Here is a 16,476-nt window from a genome sequence, read left to right as displayed (position 1 = left end):
CGCCCGGTCGCGTATCGCCAGTCTTGCAGCCTTGGTATTTTCACGGGTTTGTCAGAGCGGTGCCTTTGTGCTCAAACTCGGATCGAAGACCAGGGAGGAATGGCAGATGACATCGACGAATATATACGAGCGCCATCTGGATCAAAACCGTGCCAATCACACACCTCTGTCGCCGCTGAGTTATATCGAGCGGACAGCGGCGGTGTATCCTGACTATCCGTCGGTGGTTTACGGAGATCGGCGCTATAGCTGGGCCGAGACCTATGCGCGGTGCCGCCGGCTGGCCAGCGCGCTTGTGGCGCGTGGGATCGGGCGCGGCGACACGGTGTCGATCATCGCCGCCAATATCCCCGAGTTGTACGAGGCGCATTTCGGCGTGCCGATGGCCGGTGCGGTGCTGAACGCGATCAACACCCGTCTGGACGCGCCGGTCATCGCCTTCATCCTAAACCATGGCGAGGCCAAGGTGCTGATGGTGGACCCGGAGTTTTCAGGTGTGGTGAAAGAGGCGCTGCAACAGGTCGAGCGCCCGGACCTGCTGGTGATCGACATCGAGGACCCGAGTTATGACGGCGGCGAGAGGTTGGGCGCGCTGACCTATGACGCGCTGCTGGCCGAGGGTGATGCGGATTCCGACTGGTCGCTGCCGGGTGACGAGTGGGACGCGATCACGCTGAACTACACGTCGGGGACCACAGGCAACCCCAAGGGGGTGGTTTATCACCACCGGGGCGCGGCGCTGAACGCGACCTCGAATATTCTGACCTGGGGCATGCCGCAGCATTCAGTCTATCTGTGGACGCTGCCGATGTTTCACTGCAACGGCTGGTGTTTCCCCTGGACCATGGCCGCCAATGCGGGCGTGTCGGTCTGCCTGCGCGCGGTGCGGGACGAGCCGATCTATCGCGCCTTCCGCGAGGAGAAGGTTACCCATTTCTGCGGCGCGCCTATTGTTCTGAACATGCTGGCCAACGCGCCGGATGCGCTCAAGGATTTCGATCACGAGATCAAAGTGATGACCGCGGGTGCCCCGCCGCCCGCCGCGGTGATCGAGAAGATGGAAGGGATGGGGGTCGAGGTGACCCATGTCTATGGTCTGACCGAAACCTACGGCCCTTCGGTCGTGTGCGCCTGGAAAGGGGAGTGGGACGACCAGGATGCCGAGCAGCGCGTCGCGCTGAAGGTCCGTCAGGGGGTCAAATACGTGGCGCTTTCGGGCCTGATGGTGGCCGACCCTGAGACGATGGCACCTGTGCCCGCCGATGGCGAGACCATGGGTGAGATTTTCATGCAGGGCAACATCGTGATGAAAGGGTACCTGAAGAATCCCGATGCCACGGACAAGGCGTTCAAGGGCGGCTGGTTCGCTTCGGGCGATCTGGGGGTGATGCATCCTGACGGCTACATCGCGCTCAAGGACCGGTCCAAGGACATCATCATCTCGGGCGGTGAGAATATCTCGTCGGTGGAGGTCGAGGGCATCCTCTACAAGCATCCGGCCGTGATGGAGGCGGCCGTGGTGGCGCGGCCGGACGAGAAATGGGGTGAGACCCCTTGCGCCTTTGTCGAGTTGAAGCCGGGGGTGGAGGCCAGCGAGGCCGAACTGATCGCCTTTTGTCGGGACAACATGGCCCATTTCAAGGCGCCCAAGACGGTGGTCTTCGGGGCGTTGCCCAAGACCTCGACCGGGAAGATCCAGAAATTCGTGCTGCGCGATCAGGCCCGATCGTTGTGAACGGTTGGAGCGGGGTCAAATTTCTTCGAAGAAATTTGGGCGCCGGCCGGATCGGTTACGCGACAGTCTTGATCGGGACATCAGGCTGAAATCAGCGCGGGGAAAGGCGTTTGAAAACGCCTTGGGAAGCGGTTTTAACCGCTTGCAAGCCGCTTCGAAGCGGCTTTTCCCCGGCTCACGCCTGATCGAAGATCGAAAGATCCAGTTGCAGCACCTCTCCCATCCAGATCGCCCGGTCACGGTGGTCAGCCAGGTGATCCCCGGTCTCGGGATGGGTGAAGATCGTCAGCCCCTGCCGGTTCAGCATCAGCCATGGCATCACCCGGGCGAATGCATCGGCGGCAAAGCCCAGCTGGCAACTCCAGCGCGGGTGAGGGCCCACGTTGCGGGCATGCATCCGGCCCATCTGCACCGGGAACAGGCGTGCGGCATCCTCGCAGACCTGCTGCGCGGTCTCCTGCGTGTCGGCGTCGAAATAGACATGGGCGTGATAGCCGGTGATTTCGGGCATCGGGACCTCTTTGAGCGCATGCCCTCAAACTAGGGCGTGCGGGTAGTGGTGAACACCCGCAACCGCACACAGATTCTGTGCATGAAGGAGAAGCTATGCAGGCGCGTTTGCATCCGGATGTGCCGCGGCAAAGGCCGGGTGTTCGGCGCAGGCGGCCTCGGCCCCCAGCAGGCGCGGCATGTCCGACAGGTCCACTTCCCACCGGCGCGCGTTGTAGAGCTGTGGCATCAGGCAGATATCGGCCAGCCCCGGCGCGTCGCCGCAGCAATAGGAGCTCTGATCGAACCCGCCCAGCAGGCGTTCAAAGGCCAGCAGGCCGGGGCGGATGAAATGCCGCATCCAGTCGCCCGGCATCCCCTCGGCCCCGCCGCTCAGCGCCGTTGCGTGTTTGGCGACCTGCAGGTTGCAGACCGGGTGGATGTCGACCGCAATAGCGTGGGCCAGCGCCAGTACCCGCGCGCGCGCGGCAGGCGTGGAGGGCAACAGGCGCATACCCCGGGTCTGATCCAGATAGTCGAGGATCGCCAGTGACTGCGTCAGCCGAAGCCCGTCGATCTCGAGCACCGGCACGAAGCCTTGCGGGTTGCGCGCCAGATGCTCCGGCGATTTCTGCGCGCCCTTGGTCAGATCGACCATGACCGGGCGATAGGCGATCCCCGCCAGATTCAACGCGATCCGCACCCGGTAGCTGGCCGATGATCGCCAGTAGTCATAGAGCACAACGTCGCTCATCCCGTTCCTCCCAAACGCAAGGCAACCGGCGCGGGGCCGATTGCCTCTGTCGCACGGATCACCTGTGGTCAGACGTTACCCAGTTCCTTGGCATGCAGCCAGTCCGCGTGTTTGGGCGCCTTCTTGGTCTTCGACCACTCTTCCAGCATCTCCCATTTCACCGTATCCAGCTTGGCCAGCATCGCCTCTTCCTCCGGATCCGGGCAGGCCAGTTCGATGCGGTGCCCGCTCGGATCGAAGAAGTAGATCGAGTGAAAGATCGAGTGGTCGGTCACACCCAGAACCTCGACACCATTGGCCTCGAGATGGTCCTTGAATGCGATCAATTCTTCACGGTCTTTTACCTTGAATGCGATGTGCTGCACCCATTTCGGCGTATTCGGATCGCGGCCCATCTCGGGCTTAGTCGGCAGTTCGAAAAACGCCAGCACGTTGCCGTTCCCGGCATCCAGGAACAGATGCATGTAAGGATCGGGCTCGTGGGTCGAGGGGACGTGATCCTCGGCAATCGCCAGGATGAAGTCCATGTTCAGCATCTTGCCGTACCACTCGACGGTTTCCTTAGCGTCCTTGCAGCGATAGGCAACGTGGTGGATCTGTTCGATTTTCATGGGGGTCACTCCTGTTTCAGGGCGGCGGCCTTGAGCGCCTGGTCCAGCACTGCGCGGTCGCCGATATGGTTGGCCAGCACCAGCACAAGACGTGCGCTCAGTGCATCGCTGGCGGATTTGTCGAGGCCTTCATGCGCGGCCAGAAGATCGGCATAGAAATCGTCTGCGCCGTCGATATTCGGGGTCAGGATCAGATCGGTCATGTCGCTTACTCCTTGCCGGTGGCCCGGCGGATCGCGTGCCGGAACATGTTTTCGTCAAAGCTGGGACGGCGGGCGGCCACGTGCTGATCGGGGCGGATCAGGTAGACGGCGCTGTCATTGTCGCCCAGATAGCGGCGTTTCAGCTCCAGCGTCGGGTCGTCCTTGACCGAAAGCGCGAGGCGGGTGACTTCGACCCCGTCCTCTTCGATCACATCCGGCGCATCTGCGTCGATGGTCAGCAGGGTGAACTTGCCGCCCAGTTTCGGCAGCAGGAACTCGTCCTTCAGTGGCGCGTCGGGGCAGGGTGAGCCCGGACGGGTGCGCGCCGGTCCATCCAGCGCGTCCGCCGAATTGAGCGGCGAGCCATCATAGGTGCAGGGCACGCTCAGGCGGCCGGAATTCACCAGGGGTCGCGCGAATTCATAGTGCTCGCTCAGATCCAGCACCGCATCGCGCAGGGTGCGGGACATCTCGGACTTGGGCGTGATGAAATCGGTCGACCGGGTCGAGTTCAGGATATTCTCGTCCGCGCCGTGAATGCGCTCGATGTCATAGCTGTCCAGCAGCGCCTCCGGCGCCTTGCCGTCAAGCACCAGTTTCAGCTTCCAGCACAGGTTATCGGTATCCTGCAGGCCCGAATTGGCCCCGCGCGCACCGAAGGGTGAGACCTGGTGCGCCGAGTCACCGGCAAAGATCACCCGGTCGTGGCGGAACTGTTCCATCCGTCGGCACTGGAAGGTGTAGATCGACACCCATTCCAGATCGAATTTCACATCCTGGCCCAGCATCGCCTTGAGGCGCGGGATGACGTTCTCGGGGCGCTTCTCGCGTTCCTTGTCGATGTCCCAGCCCAGTTGCAGGTCGATGCGCCAGACGCCATCGGGTTGCTTGTGCAGCAGCGCCGACTGGCCCTTGTTGAAGGGCGGGTCGAACCAGAACCAGCGCTCGGTGGGGAAATCGGCCTCCATGATCACGTCGGCAATCAGGAAATTGTCCTCGAACACGCGTCCGACAAAGTCCTTGCCCAGCATCGCCCGGATGGGCGAGCCCGCGCCGTCGCACGCGATCAGCCAGTCGGCCTCGACCGTGTAAGAGCCTTCGGGCGTTTCCACCTCAAGCTTCACATGATCGGGATGAGTGCCGATGGCCTCGACCTTGTTGCGGCCCCGGATTTCGATGGGTGCGCCCTCGGCCTGCAACTCGCGAACGCGGTTCACCAGGTATTCTTCGAAGTAATACTGTTGCAGGTTGATGAAGGCCGGGCGCCGGTGCCCCTCCTCGGGCAGCAGGTTGAACTCATAGACCTGCCGGTCGTCGAAAAAGACCTTGCCGACGTCCCACTCGACACCCTTGTCCACCATCGGCTGGCCACAGCCCAGACGGTCGAGGATCTCCAGCGGGCGCTTGGCGAAACAGATGGCACGGCTGCCGAAGCTGACCTTGTCATTGTCGTCAAGAACCACCACTTCAACACCCTGCTGGGCAAGGTCGATGGCCGCGCCAAGCCCGATGGGGCCGGCGCCGACGACGATCACCTTGTGGCGTACCGGAACGGGCGCGTCCTGATCGGGACTGCGCTCGTAGGCATAGAGTGGAACTTCGAAAATCTTGTTCATGGGCTCTCCCCCCAATGGCTGTGCGTCCGAACTGGATGCAGGACACAAATCTCCTGTCCTCCGCCACGATGGCGCCGGAGGTCTTGGCTCATGGTCACATCGTTTTTCCCGGGGCGACACGATCTGGATCAAGGTCGCCCCGCGATTTGTGGGTCAACCTTGCAGGGCTTCCCACATTTCCAGATCGCGCTGGGCGGTCCAGATGCGCGGCGTGTCAATGCCGCGTGCTTCGTCATAGGCGCGGGCCACGTTGAACGGCAGGCAGTGTTCATAGATCGCGTAGTCGGCGAACTTGGGATCGCACTCGGTGCGTACCGCGTCCCACGCCTCTTTCAATGTGCCGTTGCGGGCGGCCACGCGGGCGGCGGGGCGATAGGTGCTTTCAACGAAATCGCGGGTGTTTTCGATGGCGGCGTTCACCATCTCTTTCCCGACCAGCGCATCGCCGCGGCCCGGTGCGATGGCATCCACGTCGAAGGCCCTGATGTTGTCGAGCGTATCGCCCCAATCCCCAAAATGCCCGTCACCGCAATAGCAGGCCGAGTGATATTCCACGATATCGCCGGTGAACATCACGTTCTGATCCGGCACATGGATCACGATATCGCCCGCCGTATGAGCACGGCCCAGATGCATCAGGTCCACCCGGCGGTTGCCGAGATAGACGGTCATGTCCTCAGAGAAGGTCGTGGTCGGGTAGGTCAGGCCGGGGATGCTCTCGTGCCCCTCGAACAGACGCGGGAAGCGTTGGAACTCGCTGTCCCAGTCCTCTTGCCCGCGTTCCACGACCATGGCACGAGCGGTGTCGCCCATGATGGTCTGGTTCGCGCCGAACGCGCTGGCTCCCAGCACGCGGACGGCATGGTAATGGGTCAGCACCACATGGGTGATCGGCTTGTCGGTGACCGAGCGCACGCATTCGATCACCTTGTTTGCCAGGCGCGGGGTTGCCTGAGCCTCGACGATCATCACGCTGTCATCGCCGATGATGACGCCCGAGTTGGGGTCACCCTCGGCGGTAAAGGCATAAAGCCCCTCGCCCACTTCGGTGAACGAGATCTTCTTTTCGGTCATGTCGCCTTGGGAGGCGAAAGCTTTAGCCATCAGCTTTTCTCCTGAAGAATTTTCACCAGTTCTGGTGTGATTTCCATTTGGATTTTTTGCATGTCGGCAGCGAGTTCGGCCATGGTGCGTTGCATGAATGGCTGCATTTTGGCCATGATCGCGGCCCCGTGTTCTGAGCTATAGAAGTCAATCAATGCGGTAAGCTCATCAGTGGTAAAGGTTTCCGCGCTTCCTTTGATCATCAACGCCGTCATCTTCGGACGCAGGTCATTCATTGCATCGGACATCAACGTTCCGATCCGCTGCTTTTGGCTGTCCGTCAGTTGGATATTAGCCGGCAGGCTTGCTGCTACCTGATTGGCCATGCTCTCCGGAGAAAACATGTCTGTCATCATCTGCTGGATTTCTGGCATGTTTACATATTGTTCAGCCAGCGCTTGGGTATCATCCGCAAACGCCGGTGCCGAAAGTCCGAACACCAGAATTGCTGAGGCAATTAGGGATTTTGTTTTCATGGGATTTCCAGTCGATAAGATGTCAAAAATTGCGCTTTTAGCGTGCGTATGGGTCATCGAGGGCGGGCAGGACCGTGCCGCCGCAGTCGCCGAAGCCGATGGTATAGCCATCACCTTTGGCGGCGCCCTTTAGGGTTAGCGTATCGCCATCCTCGATGAAGGAGCGAGTTTCGCCCGTGTCCAGCGTCAGAGGCTCTTTTCCGCCCCAGCTCAGTTCCAGCAGCGAGCCGCGCTCGGGTTTTGCGGCGCCCGAGATGGTGCCCGATCCCAGCAGGTCGCCCGCATTCATCGGGCAGCCCGATGTCGTGTGATGTGCCAGCTGCTGCGCGGCGGAGTAGTACATTTCCTTGTAATTGGTCCGCGCAATGGTGGTGGCGTCCTTGCCTTCGGGCGCCATCGTCACCTCCAACTCGATGTCGTAGAGCATCGGGCCGCAATCCTTGAGGTGGTCCAGCAGTTCAAACTCGCGTGTGGGCGTGTCGCAGCGGAACGGCTCCAACGCGGCCTTGGTGACGATCCAGGGGGAGATCGAGGTGGCAGTGGCCTTGGCCTGGAAGGGGCCGAGCGGCTGATACTCCCAGGCCTGGATGTCGCGCGCCGACCAGTCGTTCAGCAGAACGTAGCCGAAGATGTGATCATCGGCCTCCTGCACCGTGATCGGGCCGTCCGAGGGCGCGCCCACGATGGCGCCCATTTCCAGCTCGATATCGAAGCGGCGGCAGGGCAGGAAGGCGGGTCGGTCGTGGTCGGGAGACTTGAGTTGGCCCCAGGGGCGGCGGATATCGCTGCCCGACACCACGACCGAGGAGGCGCGGCCATTGTAGCCGATCGGGATATGCAGCCAGTTGGGCGGCAGCGCGTTTTCCGGGCCGCGGAACATGGTGCCCACGTTGAAAGCATGGTTCCGGCCCGCGTAGAAGTCGGTGTATTCGCTGACGGCGAAGGGCATATGCAACTCGGCCTCATCCATCGGCACCAGCAGCGGTTCGACCTTGTCCTGCTCGGCAGAGCCCTCGGCCAGCAACGCGATCAGCCGCTCGCGCAGGGCGGTCCATACGGCGGGGCCTTCCTCCATCAACTCGTTCCAGAACGGCACGTCGAACAGAGGTACATCGGTCAGGGCGATGATCCCCTCGGCCTCGGCTGCGCTCACGTCAAGGATCATGTCGCCGATGGCCACGCCGCAGCGCGGGTCCGACCCTTCGGTCGAAAACACGCCGTAGGGCAGGTTGTTCAGCGGAAACGGGTGGTTGGCGTCGTTGGCCGAAGCCACCCAGCTTTTCTTAAGTGTCATCCGGATCGTCCTCGTCATCCATTGGGTCACCGGTCAGGTGCAGATACAGCCCGTAACCGATGAGCGCGGCGATCACTACGCAGAGGATGATCGCCGCAAGTGTCGTCATTTCTTGCCGGGGGTGCCGTCGAACTTCTTGTCGATGTCGGTCCAGCAGTCGATATAGTCATCCTGCAACGGCGCCTCATCCGCGGCAAATGCGGTCAGATGCTGCGGGAAGCGGGTTTCGAACATGAAGGACATGGTGTTGTCCAGCTTGTCGGGGCCAAGATTGGCGTTCGACGCCTTTTCAAAGGCCTCTTTGTCCGGCCCGTGCGGCAGCATCATGTTGTGCAGGCTCATCCCGCCGGGGACAAAGCCCTGCGGCTTGGCGTCGTACTGGCCGTAGATGTTGCCCATCAGCTCGGACATGATGTTCTTGTGATACCAGGGCGGGCGGAACGTGTCCTCCATCACCATCCAGCGTTCGCGGAACAGGACAAAGTCGATATTGGCCGTGCCGGGATGGCCCGAGGGCGCGGTCAGCACGGTAAAGATCGACGGGTCCGGGTGGTCGAACAGGATGGCGCCGACCGGGCAGTAGTTGCGCAGGTCGTATTTGTAGGGCGCGTAGTTGCCGTGCCACGCGACCACGTCCAGCGGCGACTGGCCGATCTTGCTGGTGTGGAACTGGCCACACCATTTGATGGTGATGGTCGAGGGTACTTCACGATCCTCGAAGGCTGCCACGGGCGCCTTGAAATCGCGCGGGTTGGCCATGCAGTTGGCGCCGATGGGGCCGCGACCGGGCAACTCAAATTTCTGGCCGTAGTTCTCGCAGACAAAGCCGCGGCAGGGGCCCTCCAGAACCTCGACACGATAGACCAGACCGCGCGGGATAATGGCGATCTCCTTGGGTTCCAGATCGATGATGCCCAGCTCGGTGGCAAAGCGCAGGCGACCCTCTTGCGGGACCACCAGCAGCTCGGAATCGGCCGAGTAGAAATAGTCGTTCACCATCGATTCGGTGACCAGATAGATATGGCTGGCCATGCCCACCTGCGTGTTGACGTCACCTGCGGTGGTCATGGTGCGCATGCCGGTCAGCCACGTCAGCCCCTGATCCGAATGCGGCACCGGGTCCCAGCGGTACTGGCCCAGGCTAATCACGTCCGGGTCCACGCAAGGCGCGGATTTCCAGTAGGGCAGGTCGAGTTTTTCATAGCGGTGCGAGTGCTTCACCGACGGGCGGATACGGTAGCACCAGGTGCGCTCAGGCGGGTTGGCGGTGAAGGCGGTCCCGCTCAGTTGCTCGCCATAAAGGCCATAGTTACATTTCTGCGGGCTGTTCATGCCCTGCGGCACGGCGCCGGGCAGCGCCTCGGTCTCAAAGTCATTGCCGAAGCCGGGCATATAGCCCTCGACAGTGCCGACAGGCGTGCCTGCCTGGGTCATTTCATGCGGATCAGTCGGACGATTCATGGCGCGTTCCTCCGTTTGGTGCTTGTCGAATAATAGTTGATTTTGTAACTAACAAGGACAGGAGACGCGAAAATGACAGAAAAAGATGACTTTGATCTGCGAAATTTCCTGCCCTTCCTGCTGAATCAGGCGGCTGAGCAAAGCTCGCTCGAGTTTCAGCGGGTCTATAAGAATCGCTACGGGATGCTCAGAACCGAATGGCGAGTGCTGTTTCATCTGGGCAACTACGGCGAGATGACCGCCAAAGAGATCGGTGAGCGGGCGATCATCCACAAGACCAAGGTCAGCCGCGCCGTCGCCAAGCTGGGCCAGCGCCGATACCTGAGCCGGACCCGTGATGAAAGGGATCGCCGGGTTGAACGCCTGACTCTGACCCCGGCGGGCCTGGCCGTTTATCGTGAGCTGCGCGGCATTGCCGAGCACTATGACGCCAAACTGGCCGCGCATTTCACCAAGGGCGAGGCGGCATTGTTGCGAATGATGCTGCGGCGGCTGGCAGGTATGGATTAGCGTACTGGCAATTTCGGGTCACAGACCCCAGATCGGGCAGGTATGAATTGGAGCCTCCAATGACCAGGATCGACACCCCTTTGCCCGCGTCTCACCAACTGATCGGCTGGCTGTTGGAGCGGGGGCTCGAAGGGGCCGGGCAGCAGGAGCTGCTCGAGGGCTATTGCGACCAGCTGATCGCGCTCGGTATTCCCCTCATGCGCTTTCATGCGGCGCAGAACGCGTTTCACCCCAACTATGGCGGCACCGGGTTCAGCTGGACCCGGGACCAAGGGGTGCTGGTCGAAAACTACGAATACAGCGACACGCCGAAAGAGCGGTGGGTGCAAAGCCCGCTTTATGCCTTGCTGGGCAGTGACACCGATACGTTGCGCGAACGGCTGGTGGAGCAGAATGAGGCCAGCCGATTCCCCTTTCTCAACGAGCTGCGCCAGCGGGGCGCCACGGACTATCTGGCGATGGCGTTGCTTTTGGAGAAATACGACCCGGATCGACCGGTTGACCCCGACAACGCGCCCGAGGGCGTCCTGCTGTCCTGGGCAAGCGACGCGCCGGACGGGTTCTGCGACGCCCATCTTTCGTTGATCCGCGAGGCGCTGCCACATCTCGGATTGGCGCTGAAATCGGCGGCCAACCGGCAAATGGCCAAGGACCTGCTTGGGGTCTATCTGGGCCGGGATGCCGGGCATCGGGTGTTGTCAGGAGAAATCCGGCGCGGATCGTTGCAACAGATCGACGCGGTGATCTGGAACTTCGATCTGGAAGGGTTCACCAGCCTGTCCGAGCAGATCCCGGGCCTTGAGATGATCGCGATGCTCAACGACTATCTCGCGGTTGCAGTGGGGGTCGTGCATGATTGCGGCGGCAACATCCTGAAATTCATGGGCGACGGGCTGATGGCAATGTTCGACGTGGGCGAGATCGACGCGGATGCCCGTGCCGCATTAGCCGCGGTGGAAGAATTGCAGACAAGGATGGCCGAGCGGAATGCCGAGCGGGCCGCGGCAGGGCTGCCGGTGGCCGAGTTCACGCTGGCCCTGCATGCCGGTGAAATCCTCTATGGCAATATCGGCGCCGAGAACAGGCTGGATTTCACCGTGATCGGCCCGGCGGTAAACCAGGCCGCCCGCATCGCCGGAATGCACCGTTCATTGGGTCAGCGCATCCTGCTATCGGACGAAGTCGCCCGCGCCGCCGAGCCCTGCGACTATGACCTGATTTCTCTGGGCCGGTACATGCTGCGCGGGGTGGCCGAACCGAAGGAGTTGTTCACGGTGTACAGACCAGGCGAATAGAAAACGTTCTCGTGCTCCTGGCCCGGGATGAGCTTGCAGCCGCCCTTGCCAAGGTCCGGCCTTTTCTATCGCAGCTTAGCGCGGCCGAAACAGTCGCAGGTTGCGAGTGCGCTGAGGCGCTAAAGCGGACCGTCACCCAAACGCGGTGCTGAGACGGATGCAAACAACAATCCAGATGCTCATGAGTGTCGTTTCAATTCCTGCAGCTTGGCCACTGAGATGGGTCAAGGCTCGGAAATGCAATGCTTTGCCGCAGTCGTTACTTTCCGCAAAGGCCACAGTGTCTTTGGCGGGAGAAGCATCCCACCTCGCTCGCCGTGCTTCCCGGAATCCGCTACGTTGTGGCCATGCAGAACAAGAATGAGACCACCGAGATTTTGGTTCTGGTCACGCCGCACTTCAATCTCGCGGCGACAACAACGTTTCTGGATCCGTTCCGGGCAGCAAACTACCTCGGCGGAAAACAGCTTTTTCAATGGTGCATCGCGAGCGAGGCAGGTGAGATGTGCCGAGCCAGCAATGGCCTTGAGATTGCCGTCAAACCACTGGACGCGCTTAGGCAAACACAGCCTGACATCGTCGTCGTCTCAAGCAGCTGGACGCCCGAAGCCTTCACAAGTGAACCGCTGTTGTCTGCCATAAGGAAGTTTGCGAGGACGGGTAGTTACATTGCTGGCATTGATACCGCGGCCTTCATCCTGGCCGAGGCAGGCTTGCTGCAGGGACGGCGTGCAACCGTTCATTATGAGCATATCGATGCCTTTGGCGAAAAGTACCCGCAAACTGAGATTTGTGAGGATCTGTTTCTGCATGAAGGCAGCCTTGGAACATGCTGCGGGGGCGCCGCAACGGGAGAGTTCGCCCTGTTCCTGCTGCGCGGCATCATGGGCGACGCGCTGACCAATGACTGCGCCAAGTACTTGTTCTACAGAAATCTGCGCGGGCCGGGCGCGCACCAAACCGATGATCATCTCGAGCCTTTGGGGAATACTGCGCCGCCCAAGGTCCGGAAGGCCATTGAGATCATGGAGCGCCATCTGGAAACACTGATCAGCATTCCTGAACTTTGCAAACTGGCAGGGGTTTCTCAGCGCCAGTTGAACCGTCTGTTCCAGGAATATGTAAAAACCAGCCCGCAGCTATACTACCGGGATATCCGGCTTGACCGGTCGCGAGGACTGGTCACGCAAACCGAGCTTCCCATCTCCGAAGTTGCCCTTGCGTGCGGGTTTCCCAGTCATGTGCACTTTGCGCGGGCCTACAAACGGCGTTTTGGACTGCCGCCCAGCCGGGACCGGATCGAGGGCCGCGTGCCGTTCGAGTTCCGAGCCTGGCCGATGTACCGCCCGGCGTCACTCCTGCAAAATGGCGAATGAGGTTTAGTGGAGGGCGATTTGAATATCGTTCGTTCAGAGGTTTTTGGCTGATCATACCTTTGCAACCCAGCAGGCGAGGGAGTGTTCGGCATGTCAGACCTACCGACCAGTGCTCAGTTCTCGGCGATCGGCGAGGGATATTCAGCGGATGCAGGCAATTCGCAATCGCTGAAGGCTGACGCTTATGTCCGGCAGGAGTGGTTTGCGGCCGATCAGCGTGAGATCATCGCCAAGTCCTGGCAGTGGGTCTGCCACGTGGAAAAGCTGCGCGCTCCCGGGTCGTTCTTCACCGTCGAAATTGCCGGACAGCCAATTGCCGTGGTCCGGGATCGCGAGGGTAGGCTGCGGGCCTTTTACAATGTCTGCAAGCACCGCGCGCATGAGCTGCTGAAAGGAGAGGGAAGCACCACCCGCATCATGTGCCCGTACCATGCCTGGGTGTATAAGCTGGATGGCCAGTTGGTGCGTGCGCCGGAAACCGAGCATCTGGACAACTTCAGCACCGGCGAGATCTGCCTCGACCAGGTGCAGGTCGAGGAGTTTGCCGGTTTTGTCTACGTCAACCTGGACCCATCTGCCGCGTCCCTGGCGGAACAGTCCGGCAATCTGGAAACCGAAATCCGGCATTGGGCCCCGGATATCGACCAACTGACCTTTGGCCATCGGCTGACCTATGACATCAAGTCGAACTGGAAGAACGTCGTCGACAATTTCCTGGAATGCTATCACTGCCCGACGGCGCACAAGGACTTCTGCGATCTGGTGGACATGGACACCTACAAGGTGACCACGCACGGGATTTATTCCAGCCACATGGCGGATGCAGGGAAATCCGCGAACTCCGCTTACGATGTCTCCAATGCGACCGTGCGCACCCATGCGGTCTGGTGGTTATGGCCGACGACCTGCCTGATGCGGTATCCGGGGCGATCCAGCATGATTGTTCTGAACATCATTCCCGTCGGCCCGGCCCGGACTCTCGAAACCTATGACTTTTTCCTGGAAACGCCCGAGCCCAACGAAGCCGAGCTGGATGCGATCCGTTATCTGGACGAGGTTCTGCAGGTCGAAGACATCAGCCTGGTAGAGAGCGTACAGCGCGGCATGAATACACCCGCCTTCACCCAAGGGCGTATCGTGAACGACCCAACCGGGTCGGGCAAATCCGAGCACGCGGTGCACCACTTTCACGGCTTGGTTCTCGAGGCCTATGCCGGGGCTGGCAGATGACGCGACCCAACATCGTTGTCATCATGGCCGATCAACTGGCGCCGCATTGGACAGGCGCCTATGGCCATTCGGTGGTCAAGACGCCGCATATCGACGCTTTGGCGGCGCGCGGCATGCGGTTCGATGCGGCCTATTGCAACTCACCGCTCTGTGCGCCCTCGCGCTTTGCCTTCATGTCCGCGCAACTGATCAGCCGCATTGCCGCCTATGACAATGCCAGCGAGTTCCGTGCATCGGTGCCGACCTTTGCGCATTACCTCACGGCGCTTGGCTACCGCACTTGCCTGTCCGGCAAGATGCATTTTGTCGGACCCGACCAGAAGCATGGATTTCAGGACCGCGTCACCACCGACATCTACCCGGCCGATTTCGCCTGGACCCCGGATTGGGAGGCCCCGGATGAGCGGATCGACAAGTGGTACCACAATATGGAAACAGTCAAGGAGAGCGGTGTCGCTGTTGCCACCTTCCAGACCGACTATGACGATGAGGTGGGATTTGCCGCGCGCCGGTGGCTGATAGACCGGGGCCGCGCGCGGGCGGCGAGGGATGAAACGCCCTTTTGCCTGGTGGCGAGCTTCATCCATCCGCACGACCCTTATGTCGCGACACCTGAGTGGTGGGATCTTTACGACGGTGAAGACATCCCCATGCCCGAATATATTCCTGGACTTGAGGAACAGGATCCGTTCTCGCGCCGTGTCATGGCCGGGATTGAAGCCGACATTGTCCCTTTGAGCGAAGAAGAGGTGCGCCGCGCCCGCCGCGCCTATCTGGCCAATGTCAGCTACTTCGACAGCAAGGTCGGCGAAATCGTTAAAACAATTGATGACATCGGTGAAAGTGAAAACACGGTCGTCATCGTGACGGCTGACCACGGCGACATGCTGGGTGAGCGCGGGCTGTGGTACAAGATGAATTTCTTCGAACACTCCGCCCGGGTGCCCCTCGTGATGGCCGGTGCAGGCATAGCGCAAGGCTCGGCATCCAATGCCTGCTCACTGCTCGACCTGCTGCCCACCTTCATTGAGCTTGCTGGGGGCGACATGGCCATCCTTGGCGAGCCGATAGATGGTCGGTCGCTGCTGCCGTTGGCCCGAGGCGAAGCCAACCCGGTGGACGAAGCGATTGGCGAATACTGTGCTGAGATGACGCCCTATCCTGTTTTCATGATCCGGCGCGGGCCGCTCAAATACATCCATTGTGACCCCGATCCGCCGCAACTCTATGATCTGACGAAGGATCCACTGGAGACCAGAAACCTTGCCGCTGATCCGGCCTACAAGGACGCCGCCGTCTCCTTTGCGGCTGAGGTGGCCGAGCGGTGGGATAGCGAAAATCTCCGCCGCAACGTCATCGCCACCCAAAAGTCCCGCCGCGCCCTGCAGGCAGCGATGGATGCCGGGGCCGGAGAGCATTGGGATTACAACCCGCCCTCTGACGCCAGCCAGCAATATGTGCGCAACCACATGGACTGGACCGTGGCCGCTGAACATTACCGTCTGAACCCGAGGAACCCCGATGACAGGAAGTCTTGAAGGCAAAACCGCACTGGTCGCCGGCGGCCGCGGAGGCATTGGCCGCGCAATTGTCGCGCGTTTCCTGCGCGAGGGTGCCCGGGTGTATGCCGCCGACCTCACACCGCAAGGCTCTCTGGCAGCGCACGATGAGGATGGCAGTATCTTCGTCAAGCTGGACGTTACCCAAGAGGCAGATGCAATCGCTGCGATGGAGCAGGTCAAATCCGAGGCCGGTAAGCTGGACATTCTGGTCAATGCTGCCGGGATCGAGATTGAAAAGACCATTGAGGATACCTCGCTTGAGGAATGGAACCGCAGCTTTGCCGTGAACTGCACCGGCACGTTCCTGACCTCGAAATACGCGCTGCCGCTGATGCGTGCTGCCGCTCAGTCGGGACATTCGGCTTCGATCATCAACTTCGGGTCTTATGATGGGTTCATCGCCGACCCCGGCCTCGCGGCCTATTGCGCCACCAAGGGGGCGGTGCATGCGCTGACTCGTGCGATGGCCTGCGATCATGGCCCCGAGGGCATCCGCGTCAATGCCATCTGCCCCGGCTACATCGACACGCCGATGCTGCAAAGCTTCTTCACGGGCGATGGTTCCGGCGGTGGCGGGAAGACCATTGACCAATTGCAGCAGGCGGTGCGCGATGTCCACCCGATGCGCACCTATGGCACGCCGGATGACATCGCCAATCTGGTCAACTGGCTGGCCTCGGATGAGGCACGCTATGCCTCGGGCCAGCTGTGGGTACTGGACGGCGGCCTGTCGGCGCAAGTCCAGCAGATGAAGCTCTGA

The 16,476-nt window shown here is 61.0% G+C and carries 16 protein-coding genes; 7 read left to right on the top strand and 9 right to left on the bottom strand.

All coding sequences use genetic code 11. The features are described 5' to 3' along the window. Positions 1-106: 106 nt before the first annotated feature. Positions 107-1,735, top strand: a complete 1,629-nt coding sequence (locus tag GOX53_RS16130; RefSeq protein WP_171178094.1) for an acyl-CoA synthetase — start codon at positions 107-109, stop codon at positions 1,733-1,735. 175 nt (positions 1,736-1,910) lie between these two features. On the opposite strand, the gene GOX53_RS16125 is transcribed toward GOX53_RS16130, so the two are convergent. The 9 genes from GOX53_RS16125 to hmgA form a co-directional block, all read right to left on the bottom strand. Next, complete coding sequence (locus GOX53_RS16125; RefSeq protein WP_171178092.1) at positions 1,911-2,246, bottom strand: DOPA 4,5-dioxygenase family protein; 336 nt, start codon at positions 2,244-2,246, stop codon at positions 1,911-1,913. Between the two features lie 93 nt (positions 2,247-2,339). Continuing rightward, positions 2,340-2,978: a maleylacetoacetate isomerase gene (gene maiA, locus GOX53_RS16120; protein ID WP_171178090.1), complete on the bottom strand. Its 639-nt coding sequence runs from the start codon at positions 2,976-2,978 to the stop codon at positions 2,340-2,342. Positions 2,979-3,046: 68 nt separating this feature from the next. After that, complete coding sequence (locus GOX53_RS16115) at positions 3,047-3,589, bottom strand: VOC family protein (protein ID WP_171178088.1); 543 nt, start codon at positions 3,587-3,589, stop codon at positions 3,047-3,049. A gap of 5 nt (positions 3,590-3,594) precedes the next feature. Further along, positions 3,595-3,792, bottom strand: coding sequence for a DUF2783 domain-containing protein (locus tag GOX53_RS16110; protein WP_171178086.1), 198 nt, complete (start codon positions 3,790-3,792; stop codon positions 3,595-3,597). A gap of 5 nt (positions 3,793-3,797) precedes the next feature. Next, complete coding sequence (locus tag GOX53_RS16105; protein WP_171178084.1) at positions 3,798-5,408, bottom strand: FAD-dependent oxidoreductase; 1,611 nt, start codon at positions 5,406-5,408, stop codon at positions 3,798-3,800. A gap of 153 nt (positions 5,409-5,561) precedes the next feature. Further along, positions 5,562-6,512, bottom strand: coding sequence for an MBL fold metallo-hydrolase (locus GOX53_RS16100; protein WP_171178082.1), 951 nt, complete (start codon positions 6,510-6,512; stop codon positions 5,562-5,564). Continuing rightward, a complete protein-coding gene (locus tag GOX53_RS16095; protein WP_171178080.1) occupies positions 6,512-6,988 on the bottom strand; it encodes a DUF2059 domain-containing protein in 477 nt (158 codons plus the stop codon). Before GOX53_RS16095 ends, GOX53_RS16100 begins: the two co-directional genes overlap by 1 nt. Positions 6,989-7,025: 37 nt before the next feature. Next, positions 7,026-8,282: a fumarylacetoacetase gene (gene fahA, locus GOX53_RS16090; protein ID WP_171178078.1), complete on the bottom strand. Its 1,257-nt coding sequence runs from the start codon at positions 8,280-8,282 to the stop codon at positions 7,026-7,028. Between the two features lie 105 nt (positions 8,283-8,387). After that, complete coding sequence (gene hmgA / locus GOX53_RS16085) at positions 8,388-9,743, bottom strand: homogentisate 1,2-dioxygenase (protein ID WP_171178076.1); 1,356 nt, start codon at positions 9,741-9,743, stop codon at positions 8,388-8,390. A 72-nt stretch (positions 9,744-9,815) separates the two neighbouring features. On the opposite strand from hmgA, the gene GOX53_RS16080 reads away from it, so the two are divergent. From GOX53_RS16080 to GOX53_RS16055, 6 genes are all read left to right on the top strand, one after another. Next, on the top strand, positions 9,816-10,253 hold the full coding sequence (locus GOX53_RS16080) for a MarR family winged helix-turn-helix transcriptional regulator (protein WP_171178073.1): 438 nt from the start codon (positions 9,816-9,818) through the stop codon (positions 10,251-10,253). A 59-nt stretch (positions 10,254-10,312) separates the two neighbouring features. Further along, positions 10,313-11,548 (top strand): adenylate/guanylate cyclase domain-containing protein, encoded by a 1,236-nt coding sequence (locus tag GOX53_RS16075; RefSeq protein WP_171178071.1) that lies wholly within the window; start codon positions 10,313-10,315, stop codon positions 11,546-11,548. 347 nt (positions 11,549-11,895) lie between these two features. Further along, positions 11,896-12,924: a GlxA family transcriptional regulator gene (locus tag GOX53_RS16070; protein WP_171178069.1), complete on the top strand. Its 1,029-nt coding sequence runs from the start codon at positions 11,896-11,898 to the stop codon at positions 12,922-12,924. 90 nt (positions 12,925-13,014) lie between these two features. After that, positions 13,015-14,154 carry an SRPBCC family protein gene (locus GOX53_RS16065; protein WP_171178067.1) on the top strand — a complete coding sequence of 380 codons (1,140 nt, stop codon included), beginning with the start codon at positions 13,015-13,017 and terminating at the stop codon, positions 14,152-14,154. Further along, a complete protein-coding gene (gene betC / locus GOX53_RS16060; protein ID WP_171178065.1) occupies positions 14,151-15,692 on the top strand; it encodes a choline-sulfatase in 1,542 nt (513 codons plus the stop codon). Before GOX53_RS16065 ends, betC begins: the two co-directional genes overlap by 4 nt. After that, on the top strand, positions 15,676-16,476 hold the full coding sequence (locus GOX53_RS16055; protein ID WP_171178063.1) for an SDR family NAD(P)-dependent oxidoreductase: 801 nt from the start codon (positions 15,676-15,678) through the stop codon (positions 16,474-16,476). The genes betC and GOX53_RS16055 overlap by 17 nt, the downstream gene beginning before the upstream one ends.

The organism is Ruegeria sp. HKCCD8929, from assembly GCF_013031405.1.
Lineage (GTDB): Bacteria > Pseudomonadota > Alphaproteobacteria > Rhodobacterales > Rhodobacteraceae > Ruegeria.
Note: the sequence above shows the minus strand (reverse complement) of the source record. Positions and strands in the feature narration are given on the sequence as shown.